20 protein-coding genes are annotated in these 22,606 nt (G+C 53.5%); 18 read left to right on the top strand and 2 right to left on the bottom strand.

Annotated features, from left to right (window positions below; all coding sequences use genetic code 11):
- Positions 1-181: 181 nt before the first annotated feature.
- The 16 genes from DHN12_RS18600 (at position 182) to DHN12_RS18525 (ending at position 17,320) form a co-directional block, all read left to right on the top strand.
- Entirely contained in the window at positions 182-1,066 is an 885-nt protein-coding gene (locus tag DHN12_RS18600) for an HAD-IIA family hydrolase (protein ID WP_108861527.1), read from the top strand.
- A gap of 402 nt (positions 1,067-1,468) precedes the next feature.
- Positions 1,469-3,175, top strand: coding sequence for an amidohydrolase (locus tag DHN12_RS18595; protein WP_159090077.1), 1,707 nt, complete (start codon positions 1,469-1,471; stop codon positions 3,173-3,175).
- Between the two features lie 225 nt (positions 3,176-3,400).
- Positions 3,401-4,522 (top strand): adenylate/guanylate cyclase domain-containing protein, encoded by a 1,122-nt coding sequence (locus tag DHN12_RS18590; RefSeq protein ID WP_159090076.1) that lies wholly within the window; start codon positions 3,401-3,403, stop codon positions 4,520-4,522.
- A 629-nt stretch (positions 4,523-5,151) separates the two neighbouring features.
- Positions 5,152-5,859, top strand: a complete 708-nt coding sequence (locus DHN12_RS18585) for an IS6 family transposase (RefSeq protein WP_108861524.1) — start codon at positions 5,152-5,154, stop codon at positions 5,857-5,859.
- Between the two features lie 184 nt (positions 5,860-6,043).
- Positions 6,044-6,994, top strand: coding sequence for a tripartite tricarboxylate transporter substrate binding protein (locus DHN12_RS18580; RefSeq protein ID WP_108861523.1), 951 nt, complete (start codon positions 6,044-6,046; stop codon positions 6,992-6,994).
- Between the two features lie 67 nt (positions 6,995-7,061).
- Complete coding sequence (locus DHN12_RS18575; RefSeq protein WP_082649225.1) at positions 7,062-7,544, top strand: tripartite tricarboxylate transporter TctB family protein; 483 nt, start codon at positions 7,062-7,064, stop codon at positions 7,542-7,544.
- Positions 7,545-7,549: 5 nt separating this feature from the next.
- Positions 7,550-9,052, top strand: coding sequence for a tripartite tricarboxylate transporter permease (locus DHN12_RS18570; protein ID WP_108861522.1), 1,503 nt, complete (start codon positions 7,550-7,552; stop codon positions 9,050-9,052).
- A gap of 2 nt (positions 9,053-9,054) precedes the next feature.
- Positions 9,055-10,230: an L-rhamnonate dehydratase gene (locus tag DHN12_RS18565; protein ID WP_108861521.1), complete on the top strand. Its 1,176-nt coding sequence runs from the start codon at positions 9,055-9,057 to the stop codon at positions 10,228-10,230.
- Positions 10,227-11,141 carry a dihydrodipicolinate synthase family protein gene (locus DHN12_RS18560; protein WP_108861520.1) on the top strand — a complete coding sequence of 305 codons (915 nt, stop codon included), beginning with the start codon at positions 10,227-10,229 and terminating at the stop codon, positions 11,139-11,141. The genes DHN12_RS18565 and DHN12_RS18560 overlap by 4 nt, the downstream gene beginning before the upstream one ends.
- A 1-nt stretch (position 11,142) precedes the next feature.
- A complete protein-coding gene (locus tag DHN12_RS18555) occupies positions 11,143-11,853 on the top strand; it encodes a GntR family transcriptional regulator (RefSeq protein ID WP_058276391.1) in 711 nt (236 codons plus the stop codon).
- A 2-nt stretch (positions 11,854-11,855) separates the two neighbouring features.
- A complete protein-coding gene (locus DHN12_RS18550; protein ID WP_108861519.1) occupies positions 11,856-12,851 on the top strand; it encodes a 4-hydroxythreonine-4-phosphate dehydrogenase PdxA in 996 nt (331 codons plus the stop codon).
- A gap of 2 nt (positions 12,852-12,853) precedes the next feature.
- Complete coding sequence (locus DHN12_RS18545) at positions 12,854-14,362, top strand: aldehyde dehydrogenase (NADP(+)) (RefSeq protein ID WP_108861518.1); 1,509 nt, start codon at positions 12,854-12,856, stop codon at positions 14,360-14,362.
- 67 nt (positions 14,363-14,429) lie between these two features.
- Positions 14,430-15,137, top strand: a complete 708-nt coding sequence (locus tag DHN12_RS18540; RefSeq protein WP_108861517.1) for an IS6 family transposase — start codon at positions 14,430-14,432, stop codon at positions 15,135-15,137.
- 165 nt (positions 15,138-15,302) lie between these two features.
- A complete protein-coding gene (locus DHN12_RS18535; protein WP_234416695.1) occupies positions 15,303-15,644 on the top strand; it encodes a hypothetical protein in 342 nt (113 codons plus the stop codon).
- A gap of 1 nt (position 15,645) precedes the next feature.
- The gene (locus DHN12_RS18530; protein WP_108861515.1) at positions 15,646-16,476 is read left to right on the top strand and encodes a 3-keto-5-aminohexanoate cleavage protein; all 831 of its coding nucleotides are present in this window, start codon (positions 15,646-15,648) and stop codon (positions 16,474-16,476) included.
- A gap of 136 nt (positions 16,477-16,612) precedes the next feature.
- A complete protein-coding gene (locus DHN12_RS18525) occupies positions 16,613-17,320 on the top strand; it encodes an IS6 family transposase (protein WP_108861514.1) in 708 nt (235 codons plus the stop codon).
- A 505-nt stretch (positions 17,321-17,825) separates the two neighbouring features.
- Here the strand turns inward: DHN12_RS18525 and DHN12_RS18520 are convergent.
- Entirely contained in the window at positions 17,826-18,359 is a 534-nt protein-coding gene (locus tag DHN12_RS18520; RefSeq protein ID WP_145974851.1) for a hypothetical protein, read from the bottom strand.
- A gap of 954 nt (positions 18,360-19,313) precedes the next feature.
- Between DHN12_RS18520 and DHN12_RS18515 the strand changes: the two genes are divergently transcribed.
- A complete protein-coding gene (locus tag DHN12_RS18515) occupies positions 19,314-20,837 on the top strand; it encodes a DUF1254 domain-containing protein (RefSeq protein WP_199913542.1) in 1,524 nt (507 codons plus the stop codon).
- 511 nt (positions 20,838-21,348) lie between these two features.
- Here the strand turns inward: DHN12_RS18515 and DHN12_RS18510 are convergent.
- The gene (locus DHN12_RS18510) at positions 21,349-22,065 is read right to left on the bottom strand and encodes a YafY family protein (protein WP_108861513.1); all 717 of its coding nucleotides are present in this window, start codon (positions 22,063-22,065) and stop codon (positions 21,349-21,351) included.
- A gap of 27 nt (positions 22,066-22,092) precedes the next feature.
- On the opposite strand from DHN12_RS18510, the gene DHN12_RS18505 reads away from it, so the two are divergent.
- A complete protein-coding gene (locus tag DHN12_RS18505) occupies positions 22,093-22,569 on the top strand; it encodes a GFA family protein (RefSeq protein ID WP_306418414.1) in 477 nt (158 codons plus the stop codon).
- The last annotated feature ends 37 nt before the right edge of the window (positions 22,570-22,606 follow it).

The raw sequence follows: 22,606 nt of genomic DNA, 5'->3' as shown, positions 1-22,606 counted from the left end.
GCCCTGGCTGCAAGTGTCGTAAAAATTATATTTATCAATGCTTTGTGCACGAAATTTCGAATCTCCTTGACAACGATTTGTTGTAAATGTTGTTTTTTCTTCCATTTTGCTTTGTTGATGTTACATTCTGGATTGCGTCAAACTTGTCAGGGGCGCTCATCAAAAAAGGACATTTGGACACATGCTTGACGCCAACTCGATATTTTCGCGTTATCAGTCCATACGTCCCAGACTCCCAAAAGCAACATTCAACGCGGCCACTCTGGATATTGATTCACTTCTAGATATTGGCAACGAAGTAGACGCCTTTGTTTTTGATGCTTTTGGCGTTCTAAATGTTGGGGAAACTCCGATTCCCGGCGCGGCAGCTCGTTTGAAAGAGCTCAGGGAGGGCGGACACCAGATTCGCATTCTTTCCAATGCCGCCAGCTATAATCACCAGGGCGCGACTGCCAAATTTCAAAAGCTCGGAATGCAGGTTGATTCAGATGAGATTGTGACCAGCCGAGACGCAGCCTTGGCAAACCTGAACGACGGTCTGTGGGGCTGCATCGCCTCGCCGTCTGACGCCCTGACGGACATCTTATCCGAGACGATCAGGCTTGAGGCAGACAAGGCAGACTTTGACCGGGCTGACGGTTTCTTGTTTCTCTCGACCGAAATCTGGCAACAATCTCAACAATCCATGCTTTGCGACAGCTTGTTGGCCAAACCGCGCCCAGTGGTGGTCGCAAATGCTGATCTGGCAGCGCCACGAGACTTCGGGTTCTCATTGGAGCCCGGACACTACGGGCATTTGCTGGCAGATGAGGGCCTTCAAGGCATCAGGTTCTTTGGCAAGCCATTTCCGGAAGTATTTGAAATGGTCGAAGCCACGCTTCCAGGAATTCCGCCCGAACGCATCGCGATGTGCGGTGACACTCTTCACACCGATATCCTCGGTGCAGCAGCACGAGGTTGGCGTACAGTCCTTGTCGCGCAAGACGGAGTGTTTTCGGGGCTGGATACTCGCACTTTTTGCGAGCAATCCAGCTTGACACCGAGCTGGCGCCTACTTCGCATATAGAAAGCATCGTGATGCTCCCACTTTTGGCGAAGTATCAGACCGAAAATTATCCTTGGATCGAACGGGGACTAAGAGCCTATTCTCACAATTTCGCAAAGCTGGTTTACTGCGCATTGCAGTCATTCGGACATCGCGCAGCATCGGCCAAAATGGGCTCTGAGCCGTCGATCAGCCCGGTTTGTGCGAAGGGTGGCTTGTGGAAGACGAATGTCAGCACGATTGGCCAAGCCGATGAAATCGCTGGGTCATCTCGTTTTTCCTAAAGTCTGCTTACGGGAACAGGCTCAACCTTCGACCGCTGCACTGCCGCATGTCTGCTTCGAGCCCAGAGCAGAAGTTGTTAAACAGCTCGCAACCGACCATTCTAAGGCAGATGATGATCTAGCTGTTGGGGTAATAGGAATGAAAACGATCGAGCTCGGTCTTGCCTCACTTCTTGTGGCTTCGTCTGTTTTGCCTTTGTGGGCTCAAAGCGTAAACACGGTCTTCACAAACGGGCAAATTTACACCGTCGACCAGAATATTCCGTGGGTCGAGGCTATTGCCATCACAGACGGCAAGTTGGTGGTCGTGGGTAGTAATGAAGATGCTTTGGCTCTTGCTGGGACCGAAACGGAAGTGATCGACCTCGGGGGCGCCTTTATGATGCCGGGAATCCAAGAGAACCATGTCCACGCATCGAGCGCGGGCGCAACGATCCTTCCTTATGCCAATAGGGCTACATTTCCGCCCGAAAGCACTCCTGACGAAATTCGACAATCACTGATGCAGTATGCCGAGGCCAACCCGGGTGATGGGTGGATTTGGGGTCAGCAGTGGGACCCCTCCCACTTTGAAGATGGGCGAGCGCGCAAAAACTTACTCGACGATATTTTCCCGGATCGACCGGTTTATCTAGTCGACAGTTCGGCACATAACGCAGTTGTTAATTCAAAGGCACTTGAGCTAGCGGGCATTACAAAGGATACGCCGCAGCCCGAGACCGGTGTCATCGAAATGGATCCGGAAACCGGTGAACCTACTGGATTTCTGGCTGAAATGGGCCTATTCCGCGTGGGTAGTATCCAAACTCATCCTGATGTCCCTATGTGGGAGAAGGCAATACTGGAAAGTCAGGATATTTTGCACAGCTTTGGAATAGTTGCGATCACAGATGCTGCCGTATCACGTGAAGCAATCATGGCTTGGGCGGAGCTTGCCAACGAAGAAAAAGTGCGACTTCGGGTCGATACGGCTCTGATCATGAACGACTATTTTGGCGAGGAAGCGCGCGCTCAAGAGACATTGGAACTTTTGCCTGATCTGCAATCCCGGTTGATTGACCCATTCACGGTGAAATGGGGAGCGGATGGCACGCCACTGACAAAAACGTCGCTCATGATCGAGCCATATGAGGGAACCGAAACCTTCGGTATCCTAACGATCAGCGAAAACATGATGAACCAGATGCGTGAAAACATGCGAGATGGTTACAAGATGATGGCCCACTCCATCGGCGACGGTACAACGAAGGTAGTGTTGGATCTCATAGAAGAGGGTCGCGAGAACTATCCAGCGTTCGATGCAGTCGCCCAGATTGCACATCCTCTGTGGGTCACCCCGGAAGATATGGACCGTATGGCGCGGCTTGATGTCGTTGCGGACATGTCGCCACCTGTATATTTTCGCTTTCCGACCGGTGACCTTTACGATCCGCTCCTTGGACCTGACAGGGCTGCGGGGCGTGCGCAGATCGCAGAAATGCTGCGCAGGGGTGTGACGGTATCTTACGGCAGTGACTGGCCCGCTTCAGCGCCCTCTGCAAATCCCTTCCGGAACATGGAAGCCATGATCACTCGCGAAAACCCGGATGATCCGGATTATCCGGGTGGGCCTTTAGGCGAAGGCGTGACGCTTGAAGACGTTATGCGTATTTTCACGATCAACGGGGCCTACGCGATGGAACATGAAGACGTCACCGGATCGATCGAGGTTGGCAAGTTCGCGGACTTGGCAGTTTTGGATCAAAACCCGTTTGACTTGGTTGCGGCGGACCGGACGGGAGAAATTGGAAAGATAGAGGCGATTCTGACGGTGTTCGAGGGCGAAATTGTCTACGACGCCCGTTAGCCAAGTTAGCCGCAACGACAGGCAGCTTTGTCCGCAAGGCGGTCACTTGGGAAAAGTCGACGAACGTTCGTATTGAGCCCAGAGCGGAATTTGAGAACACTGCGGGCAGGCCACCCGAGAGCAGATCGCATTCCTTCAATCTTCCCAAGCAACACGTTCGATTTGGGGTTTCGTGCTATGGTGATACTGCGAGCAGGAGACGTGGATGTGGATGCGGAGGCTCGAATGGCGGAAAATGCGTCGATCACACCAATTGAGAAGCTGGGTCCAGAGTACGAGGAAGCACTTGCGCTATCCGGACTCATTGACGATGTCGAAGACACCACGCCGCTCGAACCACGTAGATACAGGTACACCGAAGGCGAATCTATCTGCAGTGCCGGCGATCCGGCAGAGTGTCTCTGGATTATCGTTAATGGATCTGTCGCCATTAAATTAAATGGACAAACTCTTTTCGTTCGGCGGCGAAACGAAGTGATCGGAGAACAACACTTGGCCGGCAACGGGTATCAACGTGTCTACGACCTTGTCGCAAACGAGAGTATTGTCGATGTTTTAGTTATTGATCGGACCAATATAGAGACACACCCAGAAGCGGGTATCATTTGGAGAAACATCGCAAAAATTATCTCGATCAAACTTCGAAGCGCGACTAGGAAGACTGCGTCTCTTAGCCGCCACTTGGCTGACGACACGCGCATTCTACACGCTTACACAAACCAGTACGCCTTAAGTCGCCGAATGCAGTCCGGGAGCGAACAACAAGCCGAATACCTCATCGAGCGGGCTATAATTTGGTTTTCCGACGTGGTCGGATTCAGCAAGTTCACATTGAATACGCCTCCGGAGCGCGTCGCCGACATCGTTCAGCGATTTTTCAACGCACAAACGTCCCCCGTCCTAGATCGAGGCGGACACATCGATAAGTTCATCGGTGACGGGTTGATGGCGTTTTGGGTGATGAAGGGCAAAGTCGAAGACGCCTCGTCAATCTGTTCGGATGCTGTTCGTGCCGCTGAACAATCGGTAAAGAACGTCAAGGAGATTAGAATAGGGAACGAGCCTTTGACCCTCAGAATTGGACTACATATCGGGCTTGTCGTGAGTGGAGATTTCGGTTCTGCAACACGACATCAGTTCACGATGATTGGGACAGAGGTTAACAAAGCAGCGCGGCTTGAACAGATCCATTCCGAAGACATACTGGACGGCCATAGTAAGCTTGGAAGCATCCGTGTCAGCCGAGAGTTCTGGAACGAACTCGACACAGTCAGCCGTAAGAAGTTCTCAAAAAAGTTGACGGCACGGGCGAAAAATATCGGAGTAATGGAGCTTTTCACGAACTGATGCTGGCGCTGTAGCACACTAGACGGCCCGAAATAGCTCAAACGTGCGAAGCCCAATGACCGCATCTTCTGCAAGGCAGACGATTAACTAAATCTGTGAAATTACTAAACCGCACTCAAGGCGTGCCTTCCGAAACGAAAATCGCACAGCGTAGCGACTTATGTTAGAATTTGTGATGATATAGCCCGACAAAGTGTCAAAATAGGCCGCTAACCTATGTTCAGCACGCGCGGTATCCTCCCAATTGGAGAACTCTATGGTTTGCAATCCCGCCCCGCCGAAAGCCGTCCATGTTCCCGATTTTCATGCGATTGCAACTTGTCCTTTTTGCCGCGAACAGCGGGTCGTTTCCTACCACGACCTAAAGAGTTCAAGTCGAGCGATTGATGGAACCGCTGAATGGGTTTGTGAGCTTTGCAAAGGTATCAAGCGAAAAGCGACGCCCAGCCAACCGCATACGTAGTCGAATGCACTAACGCTACTCAATCAGCTTGAAATACGAGTATCGGCATTCCTTGATACGTCGGAAGAAAACAAAAAGACTCTTAACTTTTTAACCAACTTCTTCGCAGGGTCATGTCAGAAGAACTTGGGTTGAGGCGGGCAGGGGGGTTTCGTAGCCTTTGGGAATGAGCAAACCTGCCACTTTCAAGTATTTCAAAACCAGTCCCGAGATCATCCGCTTGGCGGTGATGCTGTACATCCGGTTTCCACTTTCGTTGCGGAATGTCGAAGATCTGCTGCACGAGCGAGGCATCGATGTCAGTCATGAAACTGTCCGCTACTGGTGGAACAGGTTCGGGCCGGTGTTTGCTTCTGAGATCCGCAGAAAGCGTGTTCAGAAACTGCGGGCATTCTCGAAATGGAAATGGCACGTGGACGAGGTTTTTGTGAAGGTGAACGGCAAGCGTCACTACCTCTGGCGTGCCGTTGATCACGAAGGAGAGGTGCTCGAAGCTGTCGTCACGAAGCGTAGAAACAAAGCCGCAGCATTGAAATTCCTCAGGAAACTGATGAAGCGGCACGGCAAAGCTGAAGAAGTCGTCACAGATCGCTTCGCATCCTATAAGGCGGCGCTGAGAGATTTGGGTGCTCTGGAAAAACAACAGACGGGCAGGTGGCTCAACAACCGCGTTGAGAACTCTCACCTGCCGTTCCGACGAAGAGAACGCGCCATGCAGCGTTTCAGGCGCATGCGAAGTTTGCAGAAATTCGCCGCCGTTCATTCCTCCGTCTACAACCATTTCAATCAGGAGCGATCGCTCACCAGCCGAGACACCTTCAAGCTGACACGCACCGCCGCTCTTGCCGAGTGGCGCGAACTTGGCGTGGAATAAAGGACAGCTTCACTGGCCTAACAGAGATTGGTTCGAATTCGTCTGACAGCACCCGTCTGACAGCACCCATATTCCAATGTCGCCAATTTTTGGTATACCAAATTCCAAATACCTGATACGCCATGCTCACGAGATTACGAATCGGCCCTAGGGAGTGCCGGTTTGAAACACCTAGGAGGAACTAATGAAAAACTTTCTTGCCACCGTATCGGTCGCTGCAATGGCCCTAATGGGCTCTATTGCAGGTGCCGATGAGTACCCATCCAAGACTATCGAAGTCATCACTCATGCCGGTAACGGCGGCGGCACGGATGTCACTACCCGCATGATGATGCTGCGCGCCCGTCGCGAGCTGAAAACGGATATGGTTGTCGTGAACAAAAAGGGTGGCGGCGGTGCAGTTGCCATGGATCACTATCTGACCGTTCCCGCGGATGGTTATTCGATCCTGACCTTCACCATTGGTCACGCGGCGACTGTCGCAAAGGGCAAAACCGAAATGACGCTGGATGATATCCGTCCAATTGCACGCGGTACAGATGATCCACAAATTCTGATGGTACGCTGTGGCGCCTATGCTGACGCGGACGCATTCGTTGCGGCGCAAAAAGAAGCGCCTATCAGCTATGGCACCACCCATCTTGGCAACATCGATGACGTATCGGCATTCATGTTCACCAAGAAAGGCGGCATGCAGACCCCAAAAATCGTCCCGTTTGATGGTGGTGGCGAATTGGCGACCCAACTGGTTGCCGGTGCGGTTGACGCAGCTGTTCTGAACCTTGCCGAAGCTGGTTCGCAAATCGATGCTGGCGACGTTTGCCCGATTGTTGTTCTGGCGAATGAGCGTATGGCAGGCTTGCCTGACGTAAAAACCGCTAAGGAAATGGGCATTGATGTCAGCTTCTCAACGGTACGTGGGTTCGTTGTTCACAAGGACACGCCTGACGAAGTGGCTGAACAGATCGAAGCTGCTTTGATGAACTCGATGAACCACGGCGTTTATCAGGGCTTCCTGGAATCGGTCGGTCTCGACAGCACTTCGGTTGTTGGTTCAGAAGAGTGGGGCAACCAGATCACCACTATGGTCACCGATATGGAAGCGGCTCTGAAAGAGCTGGGATTCATCGAATAATTTGACCAGTTGGCACGGCGACTTCCCTGTCGCCGTACCGCACTTCCTTTTTCAGGAATGACATGAGATGCAAGACGCTGCTGACACCACTGATCAACCCCGCCGAGACATTTCCCGTTATGCTGTCCCATTGGGGATTATTGCATTTTGTGCTTGGGCCTATTGGTTGTCGACCCAGTTTGACCGGGTGCCGCCAATTCTGAAACGCGGAATGCAACCCGAAGACTTTCCCCAGCTTGTGATCGGTTTGATCATCATGCTGTCAGTCTGGCTCTTGTTTCGCGACACCAGCGCCGCGCCTGAACGACTGACAAAAATGGTGCAAATGACCATGGGGCTATTGATCGGGTTCTTGCTTGTCGCTGAAATCGATTTGTTTCTTGGACTTGGCCTATTCGCCGGATCGCTGGCAGCCCTTTGGGGTGAACGCCGCTTCTGGGCCGTTTTCCTCGTTGGACTGATCACCCCAATTGCCGTCTTTTTTCTGTTTGACGGCGTTTTCGAGGTCCGCTTCCCGCGCGGGCTGCTCACTAACCTCTGGTACGGATAAAGACCATGGATGCAGCTATCCTGAACGGACTGTTGGCGTTAGCTGATCCACATCTGTTGATGTTGATCTTTGTAGCCACCCTTGGTGGAGTCCTCGTGGGTGCGCTTCCCGGGCTTAACGCCACTACAGGCGTCGCGCTACTGTTGCCATTTACCATCACGATGGAGCCGATCCCGGCAATCGCCATCCTGACGACAATCTATTGCGCTGCCACTTTTGCAGGCGCAATCACCGCTATTCTTATCAACACGCCAGGGACTTCGGCCAGTGCCACCACTTGCCTTGACGGCTATCCACTGGCACAACGTGGCGAGGCAGGCCGTGCGCTGGGGATGGCGGCGGTCTCCTCGACCATCGGTGGCATAATCTCGGTTGTGTGCCTGATGGCCGCTGCCCCGCTAATGGCCCGTGCGGCCTACAACTTTGCGCCTCCTGAATACTTCGCACTGACCGTTTTTGGTCTTTCGATGCTCGCCACTATAGGCGACGGTTCTCCAGTCAAGAACATCCTGTCTGGCGCATTCGGCGTGCTGGTCGCCACAGTGGGTATTGACCTGCTGACCTCGATCGAACGCTTCACCTTTGGTATGAACGAGCTGAGCGAAGGCATTCCCTTCGTACCTGTCATGATCGGCGTTTTCGGAATCTCGGAGCTTCTGGTGCAGGCCGATAACCTGCATGTGGAACGCAAACAGGTCATCATGAAAGCGATAAAATTACCCAGCCGAGACGATTACTCGCGCGTTTGGAAGACCATTCTTCGATCATCAGGTATCGGCACATTCATTGGCATTCTACCTGCCGAAGGCGCAACTGTGGCCTCGATGATCGGTTACAATGAGGCCAAGCGGTGGTCCAAGAAACCCGAAGAGTTCGGCAAAGGCTCGCTCGAGGGAATTGCTGGTTCTGAAGCGGCAAATAATTCGGCAACCGGTGGTGCCATGGTGCCAACGCTTGCGCTGGGCATTCCAGGTAGCCCCACCGCCGCTGTGATCCTTGCCGGTCTGATGGTGCATGGATTGCGTCCGGGCCCGACCATGTTCACGGAACAGGCCGATTTCGCATTCGCCATCTTCTGGTCGATGATGCTGGTCAACATAATCTTCTTCTTCATCGGGCTCTGGGGCGCCAAGATATTTGCTCGCGTCACGTTGATCCCGATCCAGGTCCTGTGGCCCATCGTCTTTATCTTCTCGATTGTTGGGGCATATGCGCTGGAGCAATCGATGATGGACGTCTGGATCGCCATCGGTTCGGGTATCTTGGGCTTCTTCATGCGCCGACATGGTTTCTCGGTTGTGCCTATGGCGATTGGCCTGATCCTTGGTGGGATGCTTGAAACCCGTCTTGGTCAATCCATGGTCATGCTCGACGAAAAATGGTGGCTGATGCTAACCCGCCCGTTGTCGCTCTTCTTCTTTGTTCTCACAGTTTTGGCCCTGTTTGGACCGACGATCTGGGGACGCTTTTTCAAACAACGCTCGCCGCTTAAGTCGACTGGAGAATAACAATGACAAAAATTAGATCAGTCCGCACACGTGTCTGGAACTGGAAAGGCAAAACCGTTCCGCCAACTGGCAACTTCTGCACCAACGCGAGTGACGTTTTGTGGGAAAAAGGGGATGCTATGTCGTCCTTCCGCTTTCATCAGTGGCTGACCTGCGAGATTGAAACCGAAGACGGTACGGTCGGGATTGGTAACGCAGCTCTTGCACCGAATGTCGTGAAGAAAGCCATAAACGAGTGGTTCGCGCCGATGGTGATTGGCGAAGATCCATTTGATTATGCCTATCTTTGGGAAAAGATGTATCGCCGCTCGCATGCATGGGGCCGCAAAGGTGTTGGCATGACCGCGATTTCCGCGATTGATGTGGCGATTTGGGATCTAATGGGCAAGCTGACTGGAAAGCCGGTGTTCAAACTGTTGGGCGGGCGCACCAAAGAGAAAATCCCGGTATATTATTCCAAGCTTTATTCTGGCCCGATCGAAATGATGCAGGCCGAAGCCGAGGAAGCGAAGAAGAACAATTACCAAGGCTACAAGATGCGCTTTGGCTGGGGTCCCAAAGACGGTATGGCGGGCATGCGCGAAAACCTCAAGCGGGTGGAAGCGGTCCGCGAAGTTGTCGGTTACGATGTGGACCTGATGTTAGAATGTTATCAGGGTTGGAACCTTGATTACACCAAGCGGATGTTGCCCAAGTTGGTCAAATACGAACCACGCTGGCTGGAAGAGCCGGTGATTGCGGATGATGTCGAAGGCTACCGGGAACTGAACGCCATGAACATCGTGCCAATTTCCGGTGGTGAGCATGAGTTCTCGGTTATTGGTTGCAAAGATCTGATCGAGAAAAAGGCCGTTAGCGTTCTCCAATATGACACCAACAGGGTGGGTGGTATTACGGCGGCGCAAAAGATCAACGCCATCGCCGAAGCCTTCCAAGTGCCTGTGATCCCGCACGCCGGGCAGATGCACAACTACCACCTGACCATGGCCAATACGAACTGCATGATCAGTGAATATTTCCCCGTCTTCGATGTCGAAGTCGGTAATGAGCTGTTCTACTACATCTTCGAAGGTGACCCGGATGCCGTCGACGGATACCTTGATCTGGATGACAACAAACCCGGTCTTGGTATCGAGATCTCGGACAAACACCTGCATGACTTTGAGGTGGAAGAATGAGCCGCATTTACACTGGTATCTGGCCGGTTGCTCCCACTCCTTTTAACCCCGATGGTTCGCTTGATCTTGAAGGGATGAAGCGGGTTCTGGATTGTTTGATTGATCAGGGCGCAGACGGGATCTGCATTCTGGCCAACTTCTCTGAGCAGTTTCTGATTTCCGATGCAGAACGAGAGGTTCTTGCCCGGCTTTCCGTTGAACATATTGCGGGTCGCGTGCCGGTGATCGTTACGATCAGCCATTATGCGACGCAGATCGCCGTGGAACGCGCGCAATTTGCCAAGGATCTTGGCGCCGACATTGTCATGATGATGCCCCCTTATCATGGTGCTTTGCTGAAAGGCACGCCTGAACAGAGCTTTGAGCAATTCGAAGCCGTGGGCAAAGTAGGTATCCCGATCATGGTGCAAGACGCGCCGCTGTCAGGTGTAGATTTGCCCGTGCCTCTTCTTGTGCGCATGGCCAAAGAGATCGAAGCGGTCAAGCTGTTCAAGATCGAGTGCCCGCGTGCGGCTAGCAAGATCCGTGCATTGATCGAACAGGGTAGCGAGGCCATTGAAGCGCCTTTCGACGGCGAAGAGGCGATTACGCTTTTGGCGGATCTGGACGCCGGGGCGACAGGTTCCATGACCTCTGGGATGATTGTCGACCAGATCAAGCCGGTGCTGACCCATCACTACGCCGGGCGTATCGACGAAGCGACATCAGCCTATGGCCGTGTGGCTATGGCAATCAATCATGAAAACCGGCAATGTGGCTGGCAATCGTGTAAGGCTGCCATGGTCGAAGGCGGCGTAATCAAGTCGGAATTCTGCCGGCATCCGATCCCTCCTTTGCATCCCGCCATCCGCAGCCGGTTGATAGACCTGTTAAAACCTCTGGATCCAATGGTCCTGAAGTGGGGGAAATGAATTGAGTGAAAGCTGGATTGATAACCTGAAAGAAGAAGGTGGCGTGCGACCCCGTCGCACACTGGCCGAAGAAGCGGCGGATAACCTCCGGGAGTTTATTCTTCTGGGTAAACTTGCCCCCGGAACTGCTATTCCAGAACGCGATCTTGCCGATGCTCTGGGCGTGTCCCGCACACCGTTGCGCGAAGCGTTGCGGTTATTGGAAATTGAAGGGCTTGTTGAATATTCTGCCACCCGTCGCCCGCGTGTAGCTGACCCGTCTCTGCATGAGTTGACGCAGTACATTTCCGTACTTGGCGCTCTCGAAGCGCTGGCCGGTGAAATGGCCTGTATCGAGGCTACAATGGCCGAGATCGCCGAGATCGTGCGGTTGGGTGCCCGGATGTTCAAAAATTCGTCGCGATTGGAGCCGCTTGAGTTCTTCCAACTGGACATGCAATTCCACGCCGCCATCGTTGAAGCCAGCCGGAATGAGCCCCTGATCGAAACGCACAGACAGTATAACGCTCGACTTTGGCGCGCGCGCTTTCTTTCTTCACAGCAAGTCGATCGCCGGGATAACACACTGGCGCAACATGCCGACATCACAGACGCCCTGCAAAGACGCGATGCCAAGGCAACGCGCCGCGCACTCAGAGACCATCTGAAAAGTACAATCGAGAACATCGCCCGCATTCATTCAGATGACGCGGACAGAGCCCCCGAGGAGTGAGCATGAAACCCAAAATTGGCATTATCCCCGGTGACCCCAGCGGCATCGGGCCTGAGTTGATCGCGCGCTTGCTGAGTTCTGAGGGCGTAGCAGATGCCGCTGATATCCTGTTGATCGGCGATGCGCACGTATTTGAGGCCGGCCAGAACGTGGCCCAATGCCAATATGATCTGATCCCTGCCGACGTCACAACAAACTGGACTGTCGAGCAGGGCTTCGCTCACCACGCAATGGATACCATCGCCCCGGATGAGATCAGGGTAGCAGAAGTTTCTCAGGAGGGCGGTGCTTCGGTATTGCAAACGCTGGATCAAGCTCTGGAGTTCGTTCAGACCGGTGTTATCGATGCCATTGTCTTTGGTCCATTTAACAAGGCCTCCATGCATCTCGCAGGTTTGGGACATGATGATGAGTTGCACTACATGGCCGAGAAGCTGGGCGTAACCAGCTACATTTCGGAATTAAACACGTTGGACGGCATGTGGACGAGCCGTGTCACAAGCCATATTCCATTGCGAGATGTCGCTGACACGATCAGCGAAGAGCGTGTCACAGAAGCCGTGCATTTGATCCACAACGTGTTGCGCCGATCAGGTATGGAGCGCCCGCGAATTTCCGTGGCCGCTATCAACCCGCATGCCGGCGATGGCGGGAACTTTGGAACAGAAGAAATCGACATTCTGGAACCGACCGTGAAAAAGCTCGCTGGCGGACAGATGTCAATCGACGGCCCATGGCCCTCTGACACGGTGTTTCTCAAGGCTGTGGCCAAGGATATCGACGCCGTTGTGACGATGTATCACGATCAGGGGCAGATCGCTTTGAAGCTCTTGGGATTTGATCGTGGTGTAACCGTCCAGGGCGGGCTGCCTTTCCCGGTTTCAACACCCGCACATGGGACAGCCTTCGACATTGCCGGACAGGGCCGAGCAGACGTCGGTGCCACCCGCGCCGCCTTTGATATTGCCTGTGACATGGTCACACATTGGGATAACTGAACATGATATTCGAACCGCACGGAAAACACCTCATCGCTGGCCAATGGGTTGACGGAGAAAGTCACTTTACTTCCGAACCTGCACATGGACCTTCACATCACTTCTCGGTCGGGACAGCGGAGCATGTCGACAATGCTGTTAACTCTGCTGAGCAAGCGTTCTGGTCATATGGCTATTCCAGCCGCGAGGACCGCGCTGCGTTTTTGAACGCGATCGCTGATGAGATTGAAGCTCGCGCTGAGGCCATCACAGAAATCGGAACGCAGGAAACTGGGTTGCCCGAAGCACGTCTGCAAGGCGAGCGTGGTCGTACCACGGGCCAACTGCGCCTGTTCGCAGCGCACATCCTGCAAGGCGATTATCTAGATCTCCGACATGACGAAGCCCTCCCCGATCGCGCGCCTTTACCGCGCCCAGACCTCAAGATGATCCAGCGACCGATTGGCCCTGTGGCCGTTTTTGGAGCGTCGAATTTTCCTTTGGCTTTTTCTACCGCTGGGGGCGACACCGCCGCGGCGCTGGCTGTGGGCTGCCCAGTTGTCGTAAAAGGCCATTCTGCTCATCCAGGTACAGGCGAAATCGTAGCCGAAGCCATTCACGCAGCAATAGTAAAATGCGGCATTCACCCGGGTGTGTTTTCGCTGGTTCAGGGTGGAACACGCGATGTGGGGCAGGCGCTTGTGCAACACCCGCTGATCAAAGCCGTTGGGTTCACTGGGTCGCTGCCTGGTGGTCGCGCACTTTTTGACCTTTGCGCTGCCCGCCCCGAGCCGATCCCGTTCTTCGGTGAATTGGGTTCCGTGAATCCGATGTTCATTCTGCCCGAGGCCGCGTCGTCGCGTGGGGCGGAGATCGGCGCAGGTTGGGCCGGATCGCTGACAATGGGGGCAGGGCAATTCTGTACGAATCCGGGAATTGTCGTGATCCTTAAAGATCACGCCAAGGCCCTGACTGAGGCTGCGATCGAGGGATTGGAACAGGTTGGTAAACAAACCATGCTTACCGATGGGATCGCCGCTGCATATCGTAATGGACAATCACGTATCGCTGCCAGCGAGGGTGTCCAAGGTATGTTGACCACCATGTGTGATCAGCGAACCGCGACGCCGTATCTGTATCAGACAACGGCTGCACATTGGCTGGCTAACGCAGAACTGGGAGAAGAGGTTTTCGGCCCGCTTGGTCTGATTGTTGTTGCTGATGATTTGGATCAAATGCGCGCTGTTGCTCTGGCACTGCAAGGGCAACTGACCTGTACGTTGCACATTGATGAGAGTGATATGGAGACCGCGAAGTCGCTAGTGCCAATCCTTGAGCGCAAGGCTGGGCGCATCCTGATAAATGGCTTCCCAACAGGCGTTGAAGTCAGCGGTACCATGGTGCACGGAGGCCCCTATCCCGCTTCGACCAATTTCGGGGCAACCTCCGTCGGAACCCTGTCGATCAGGCGGTTCCTGCGGCCCGTGTGCTTTCAGAACATGCCGTCTGATCTGTTGCAGGAACAATTTTAGCGACGAAGCAGGCACTGTCAGAAGAAACCAGCTTGAGGCGGGTAGGTCGGTTTCGTAGCCTGCTGTGATGAGAAAACGCTCCCCTTTTCGCTATTTCAAAACCAGTCCAGAAATTATTCGCTTGGCGGTTATGATGTACGTTCGCTTTCCGCTTTCGCTCCGAAACGTCGAGGACCTTCTGCACGAGCGTGGGATCGAAATCAGCCACGAAACTGTGCGTTATTGGTGGAACAGATTTGGCCCGATATTCGCGGCAGAGATCCGCAGAAACAGGGTCAATCGGATGCGATCTTATTCGAACTGGCAGTGGCATCTGGACAAGGTCTTCGTGAAGATCAATGGCGAGACGCACTACCTATGGCGGGCTGTGGATCACGAAGGCGAGGTGCTGGAAAGTTATGTGACCAAGCGCCGTGACCGCAAAGCTGCGTTGAAATTCCTCAGAAAATCAATGAAACGCTACGGTCAACCTGAATCCATCGTGACRGACAAACTGCGGTCTTATGGYGCGGCGATGAGAGTTGTCGGGAACGGTAGTCGGCAAGAGACCGGCCGCTGGCTGAACAATCGGGCCGAGAATTCCCATCTGCCATTTCGACGACGAGAACGTGCGATGCTCCGCTTCAGGCAAATGCGATGTTTGCAGAAGTTCGCCGCAGTTCATTCTTCCGTCCACAACCATTTCAATCAGGAACGCGCCCTCTACAGCAGAGACAATTTCAAGCTAAACCGCGCCGCTGCTCTCTCCGAGTGGCGCCAACTTTGTTCAGCATAAGTTCCGGCATTTAGGGGTAAACAGAGACTGGTTCGAATTGGTCTGACAGCACCCAGCCGAGACACCTTCAAGCTGACGCGCACCGCCGCTCTTGCCGAGTGGCGCGAACTTGGTGCGGCATAAAGGGCAGCTATGCTGGCCTAGCTGAGACTGGTTCGAATTCGTTTGACAGCACCAAAATACTGGTTTCGCGCTGTCAGGCCCAAACATTATTCAAATCCTTACGATGGCCCCGTAGGGGACCTCTTGAATCGGTTGGGTTGCCATCCGTTTCGCCCGGCCCATTTGCATTACACTGTCTCAAAGTATGGGTATGATGAGCTGACAACCCACATTTTTGACCCCGAAGATAAATACCTCCATTCGGATTCCGTTTGTGGTATCAAGGAAAGCCTGATCGCCGAATTCCGCCGCGTCGATGACCCAGCACCTTCTGCGGAAGTTGGCTTTGCGGGTCCCTATTGGGATGTCGAGTTCGATTTCGTCTTAGCAACCAAAGAGGTTTGAAATGGGCGATCCGTGCATCATTTGCGTCGCGATAACCGGGTCATTGCCAACCAAAGCCAATAACCCGGCCGTGCCTATAACGGTTGAAGAACAAGTCGAAAGCACCCATAAAGCGTTCGAAGCGGGGGCAGCCATCTGCCACGCACATGTGCGCAACGATGACGAGACGCCGTCAAGCGATCCTGAAAAATTCGCGAGATTGAAAGAGGGTTTGGAGAAATACTGCCCCGGCATGATCATTCAGTTTTCGACAGGCGGGCGATCCGGGGCAGGCAAGACGCGTGGTGGCATGTTGCCTTTGCGACCTGATATGGCCTCATTGTCCGTAGGTTCGAACAACTTCCCGACGCGCGTTTACGAGAACCCACCTGATCTGGTCGACTGGTTGGCGGCCGAGATGGTTACCCACAGCGTCAAACCCGAGATCGAAGCCTTCGATCTGAGCCATATTCTGAAGGCGGCTGAGATGCACCGGAAGGGGCAAATCAAAGATACGCCCTACGTCCAATTTGTCATGGGTGTCAAAAACGCGATGCCTGCAGACCGTGAGGTTTTTGATTTCTATGTAAAAACTGTCAACAGACTGTTTCCTGGCGCGCCTTGGTGTGCCGCCGGGATTGGTGCGCAGCAGACTGTCTTGAACGACTGGGCAATTTCATCAGGAGGCCATGCGCGAACGGGTCTGGAAGACAATGTGCGTCTGGACAAAAACACTTTGGCCTCATCGAACGCCGCATTGGTCGAACGCACGTCGGATATCTGCCTGCAGTACGGCCGGCCAGTCGCAACACCGGCGCAAGCCAGAGCTATCCTTGGTTTGCCGTCCAAGTGAAAATTGACGAGGTCAACGTTGAGCTGACTGCGGCCCTTCGGAGCAAAACTTGGAGGACTGTAAAGTCCGCTGTACAGACGGTCTTGTCAGAAGAACTTTGCTTGAGCGGGGCAGGGCGGGTGCATAGCATTTAGGAATGACCAAACCTGCCACCTTCAAGTACTTCAAAACCAGTCCTGAGATCATCCGCCTGGCGGTGATGCTGTATATTCGGTTTCCACTCTCGCTTCGGAATGTCGAAGATCTGCTGCATGAGCGAGGCATCGACGTGAGCCACGAAACTGTCCGATATTGGTGGAACAGGTTTGGCCCAATGTTTGCTGCTGAGATCAGACGAAAGCGTGTTCAGCAACTCCGAGCCTTTTCAAAATGGAAGTGGCACGTGGACGAGGTCTTTGTGAAGGAGAATGGCAAACGCCACTATCTCTGGCGTGCGGTCGATCACGAAGGTGAAGTGTTGGAAGCGGTTGTCACCAAACGCCGAAACAAAGCTGCAGCGTTGAAATTTCTTAAGAAATTAGTGAAACGCCACGGCAAAGCTGAAGAAGTAGTCACAGATCGCTTCGCATCCTACAAGGCTGCGCTCAGAGATTTGGGCGCTCTGGAAAAACAGCAGACGGGCAGGTGGCTTAACAACCGGGTTGAGAATTCGCACCTGCCGTTTCGACGACGAGAACGCGCTATGCAACGTTTCAGGCGCATGCGAAGTTTACAGAAATTCGCTTCCGTCCATTCCTCCGTATTCAACCACTTCAACCAGGAAAGATCGCTAGCCAGCCGAGACACCTTCAAGCTGACCCGCGCCGCCGCACTTAGCGAGTGGCGTCAACTTTGTTCCGGATAGGTTCACGGTTTCTGCGGCAAACTGAGACTGGTTCGAATTCGTCTGACAGCACCTAAAATATAACATTTCAAGTTTTCTTACGCGCGATAAGAAGTTTGCGCTCGCGCGCTTGAGCTTTTCCTGCGAATTCAAATATCCAGCTCGTGCAGACAGTTGTGGCAGTGTCGTTTCGATAAATGGTTGTAGAGATGTGTCCCTGGTGTCGCGGTAAAAAGTTCAAGCCATACCGGCCACCTACGTGTGCTGAAAAGCCAATTGCAGATAGTCTGGATAGTCCCATAACCAGACTTTGGCCCGCGTTGTCGATCATCCCAGATACAGACGACGCGGGCATTTCATCAACAACTGACTTTGAGAATGTTTTTGCAGAGTAACTGCGTCAGGTGAGTGATCGTTAATCTTTCAGCCAATGGAGCATGAAGGCGTTCAAACGGTATCGATGTCCGGCTCACGCGAAATATTTGCACTAGCACGGGGGTGCTAGAGCAATTTTTAGTGCGCAGTTTTAACCGGAAATACCGTCAGTACACGTGCGCGCTGCTTCGACTGCCGCGCTGACGCCAGTCAGGTTTACTTTGATCGGTTGCTTGGTTTTCTTTGGGAAGGCTGTCAGTGTCCCTTCCTGCATTATGGCATTCACCATGTTGTCGTCTTTGATAACGAAATAGGCGCCCTTGTATTCACCGCGCAGGTCTTTGCTTTTCATCCCACGGGCTTTGCCGTCGAATACGAAACCGTTGATGTCAATTTCGACCTTCTGTTTGTTTTTGATGTCCACATCCGCCAAAGTGAATACTCCAATGTACGCATGCTTTTTGTTATTGGTAAGACCGATCTGGACCGCGTGCCCAAAGTCATCTGTTCGCTCTATCAAACAAGCCTGACGCTCAGCATCGATGAAGACATTCCAACCTTCGACTGGATCACCGTACGGTGCAAAGCCGTCCTCAGCACCAGGAATGGGGTCTTCCGCAAAAGCCGGTACTGCGAAGGCAGCCGCTGCCATACATGAAACGGCTGTGAATTTGACTAATTTCATTTGTAACTCCTATAAAATAGATTGAACAGTGAGAGTTATTCTGAACGCTATCGAAATCCAGTAAAGCCAATTCCCACCGAAGTCTTTATGCAAGCAACTTACCGCCACGTCGAAGTCCGCTGGTTTCCTTTTTGAACGGCTGCTTGGTTCGGATTCTGTTGAAAAACTCGGAAATCTGAGAAGCTCGGATTTTCCGCGAACGGGCGATCAATCTAAAAGTCCAACTCCGGCATTGATGACAGTCGTTGAGGCGCGCTCTGGCAGCCAGCGTCGGATTTTGGCCGACCCCTCACCCGAGAATTCCTACCAGGTCTGCACGAACAGTTTTTGAATCTGATTTGCGCAAATTCGGAGTTTTTCAACAGTATCTTCGCATAGCAGTCGTTCGACTTAATTGCAGCGAATGTCTGCTTCGAGCCCAAAGGCGACCTCGATGAAAGTCGCAGCATTCGGTAAAATGGGCGGATTGCGGGCTTTCGCTGCATCTGCGAACTGATCAAACCGCAACGTTGAATGCCGACATCCACATTCGCTCGAAACCGAGGTGTTCTCTGAACCGCCGCATGGCGGCAACGAGCCGAGGCTGTGTGAAAACTCCAGACATTCGGCTTTCTCTACCAAAAATGGGCCTTAGATGCGTCCTGTCGCGCAGTTGGGGGAGTGTTTACTCAGGTGCTCGAAACGAAGGCGACGAGAGAGGTCACTGGACTGAGTTTTCACACAGCCTCAGCCCAGAGCGGCCAGATTGAATTCGCCCGCTTTTGCAGGTGCTGCAAGCAAACCGCCCCAGCCGATACAAAAGGAGCGTCGCGGCTAAAAACCCAAGCGCTTTGGCGTAGATGTAGCGCGTTGCAGTCAGTTGCCGATGCTTACGCAAGATGCGCTCTTGACAAAAGAAATGCGGAGGCCACCTTTCTAAGGAAAAACGAGAGCCACAAGTTAGGAAGATTTTACGTGCAGCATTTCATCCCCCACAAGGTAAAACTGGCTGTGCTAGCGGTTTTCATCACGACCCTTCCGCACTTCGTGTCCGCCGACGGCCCGACCTATGCCGCCAAGGTCCCCGAAAAGCTCCTCACGCCTGATACTGTCGAAACCGAGCGCCTTGGGACGCTCAACTTTTTCGACGGTCTGCCGACCGAAGAAACCGTCGGCAAACTTTGGGACAACCTCGATTTCATGCGCGGAGTCGATGCTTTCTTGCATGGTATCCCGGCAACTTCGGTTCACGCATTTTGTAAGGGGTTGGAAGATTACGGCGTAGAGCCTTTCGCCGCAGGGATCACTGAGGAACTTCTGGACGCCCGCAGCCTTATGCTGACCGCGAATACCACGACCATGTATGTGCTGTTCTGTATCGACACCAAGACTGGTCCAGTGGTGGTTGATGTGCCGCCAGTTACCATCGGTCCGATCGACGATGCTTATTTCCGTTGGGTAACCGATATTGGTTTCACGGGCCCGGATCAGGGTCGAGGTGGGCGCTATCTGTTTGTGCCGCCCGAGTACGAAGGTGAGCTACCCGAAAACGGGGCGCATATTGTGCATTCGTCGACCTACAAGCACTTTGTTCTGATGCGGGCATTCGTGCTCGACGACGGCCTGGAAGGCACCGTCAAGCGGATGAAAGATAACTTCCGCATGTTCCCCTACAGCGAGATCGCGAATCCACCGGAGCAGAAGTTCGTACAGCTGACCGGTGGTCAATGGAACACCATCCATGGAAACGATTTTTCGTTCTATGAAGAATTGAATGCCGCCGTGCAATATGAACCCCCCAATGCATTCCCGCCCGAAATCGCGGGTATCTTCGACAGTATCGGCATCCGGCACGGTCAGCCGTTTGAGCCTGACCAGCGGATGCGGGATATCCTGACTGAAGCGGGTGCAGTCGGGAACGCAACGGCCCGGGCGATGTCTTTCAGCCCACGCGATCTTGGCGTCTACCTCTTTGAAGGCCGTGAATGGACGACGCCCTATGCCCGGCTGAGCCACGAGTTTCTTCAAGATGATGTGCGCATTCTAAGCGACCGGACGTTCTTTCATTACATGGCCACCGGCATTACACCGGCCATGTCCAACCCACGTGTCGGGTCCGGATCAGTCTACGGGTTCACGGCAAAAGATGCAGACGGCGTCTATCTGGATGGTGGAAAGACATATCGCATTGATCTGCCGACGCCGGTGCCTGCGGGCGATTTCTGGTCGATTACCGTCTACGACAATCAGCATCGGTCAATGTTGGAAACCGATCAGAAACTTGCGGGGATCGACAGTACAGTCCCAGAGATCGAGCCGAACGAAGACGGTTCCTGGACCGTCTGGGTGGGGCCTCAGCCGCCGGAAGGCAAAGAAGGCAACTGGGTGCAGACCACACCTGGGAAATCCTGGTCGTCTATCATCCGTCTCTACAGCCCTGGTCAGGAATGGTTCGACAAGACCTGGATGCCAGGTGACTTCGTGCTGGTGGAGGAGTAAACTGTACTGCGTGCACGAGGCGGAGAGCGCGGATGTAAACTATCGCCACGTGAAAGAGGGAGATTTCCCTGCCGACCTTATGGCGGAGATCAAGAAGTCATTAGGACCGGTACCCGCGAGCGCTGCGGTGTAGCGATCCTATGTCAGGAGCGGTGGGTGCCGCGGTTCTCGAACTCTGGTGCAAGCGACAGCAAGGATCTGTCAGCTGCCGTTCAATGGAACCGCAGCGAACGACGGCTGTGTCCGCATTGTCTGAATTCAAGCTGGTCCCAAATTCGCAGGTGCAGCGAACGGCAGGTTCGACGGGCTGCATCGCGGCATCGTGATACCAAGTCGAGCGGCAGGTCTGGGCCGGAAGCGCCAGTTGGCCCCAACTTGGCGTAGGTCCGGAAAGTCCCGCAAAGTAGACCTTCAAGCAAGTTGCAGCGAACGACCGGTTTGAGCCCAGTTCTACCGATGCTGCATTTTGCACCAGTGACCGTTTTCGTGAAGCCGCGTGTCGTGAAGACCATCATCCACCCTCACGGGGGTGATTTGCGTAGCTTGCTCGCTCTTGGTCCATCGCGGAACGCCAGCGTGCACGTAAAGCCAGTGCATTTTCTGGTATCCGTTGCTCGAGAGTGTCCGCTGAAATCATACGATCCGTACGAAAGTATCGAAAGCCGCTTCGTCGTTCACACCAAGCAGCAAGAATGCGCCCCGCGTCCCGATAGCCAAGCAGAACGGGCCAGACCACGCGTTCCGCGCCCGCGTCAGAACCACCTTCGTATACCAGCTTTACCTTTCGGTGTGTCCGGATGGCATTCCTGAGGATCGAGGAGTTGACTGCCTCAAAGGCGGGAACAACAGGAGCGATACTCGTTGCAGGTTCCAATACCTGTGCTCGCAGGCGCTCTGGAACGACCACTTCGATTTTCGCAAGGAAGTTAAGAGCGGCTTTTGCCAAATCTGGTTCGCCTCTGCTAGCAACCCAATGCGCACCTAAAACGGCAGCATCCAGTTCATCGGAGGTCAACATCAATGGCGGCATGTCAAATCCCTTTCCAAGGACGTAGCCGATGCCAGCCTCCCCACGGATAGGTACGTCTTGCGCCTTTAGCGCAGCTATGTCGCGATATACAGAACGTTTGGACGATCCCAATTCATTTGCGATGTGCTGTGCCGAAATCGGTTCCCGCGCAAGGCGCAGAAGTTGGACAATTTCGAATAATCGTTCCGCTTTGCGCAAAAAACGTTCCTCGTGTTGAATGCTGCCATGATGCTGTCAGCATGCCATGTTTATGTCGCCAAGCAAACGTGTGAGGAAGGCCAACCATACACAACGGAGAATAACATGATAAAAGGCAGTTGCTGCTGTAAAGCCGTCCAGTTTGAGTTGACGAACGAACCATCATTTGTTGGAACGTGTCACTGCTCAAGGTGCCGTAAGGTTGGCGCAAGCACCATCGGGTTCGTAAAAAAGGAAGACCTCAAATGGATTGCAGGCAAGGACTGCGTTAGCGTTTACAAACCGACCACTCCTTATATCTATGGGCGGTGTTTCTGCAAAATCTGCGGCACATCACTCGGCGAGATACTATCCACCGAAGACAGTTTTCCAATCGCAGCTAACGCGCTGGATGGAGATATCAGCCTCGAGAACCAGTCCCATGAGTTCGTGGGTGAGAAACCTTCATGGTATCAAATCTGTGACCAAGCTCCGCAGAATGATGGGCATCCAGAAGGGGGCTAACCGGACATTCTATCTGCACTATCGGAGGAACGCTTTC

The sequence above is a fragment of the Ruegeria sp. Alg231-54 genome (assembly GCF_900143525.1).
GTDB lineage: Bacteria > Pseudomonadota > Alphaproteobacteria > Rhodobacterales > Rhodobacteraceae > Ruegeria.
This window is presented reverse-complemented; position numbering and strand designations above follow the sequence as displayed.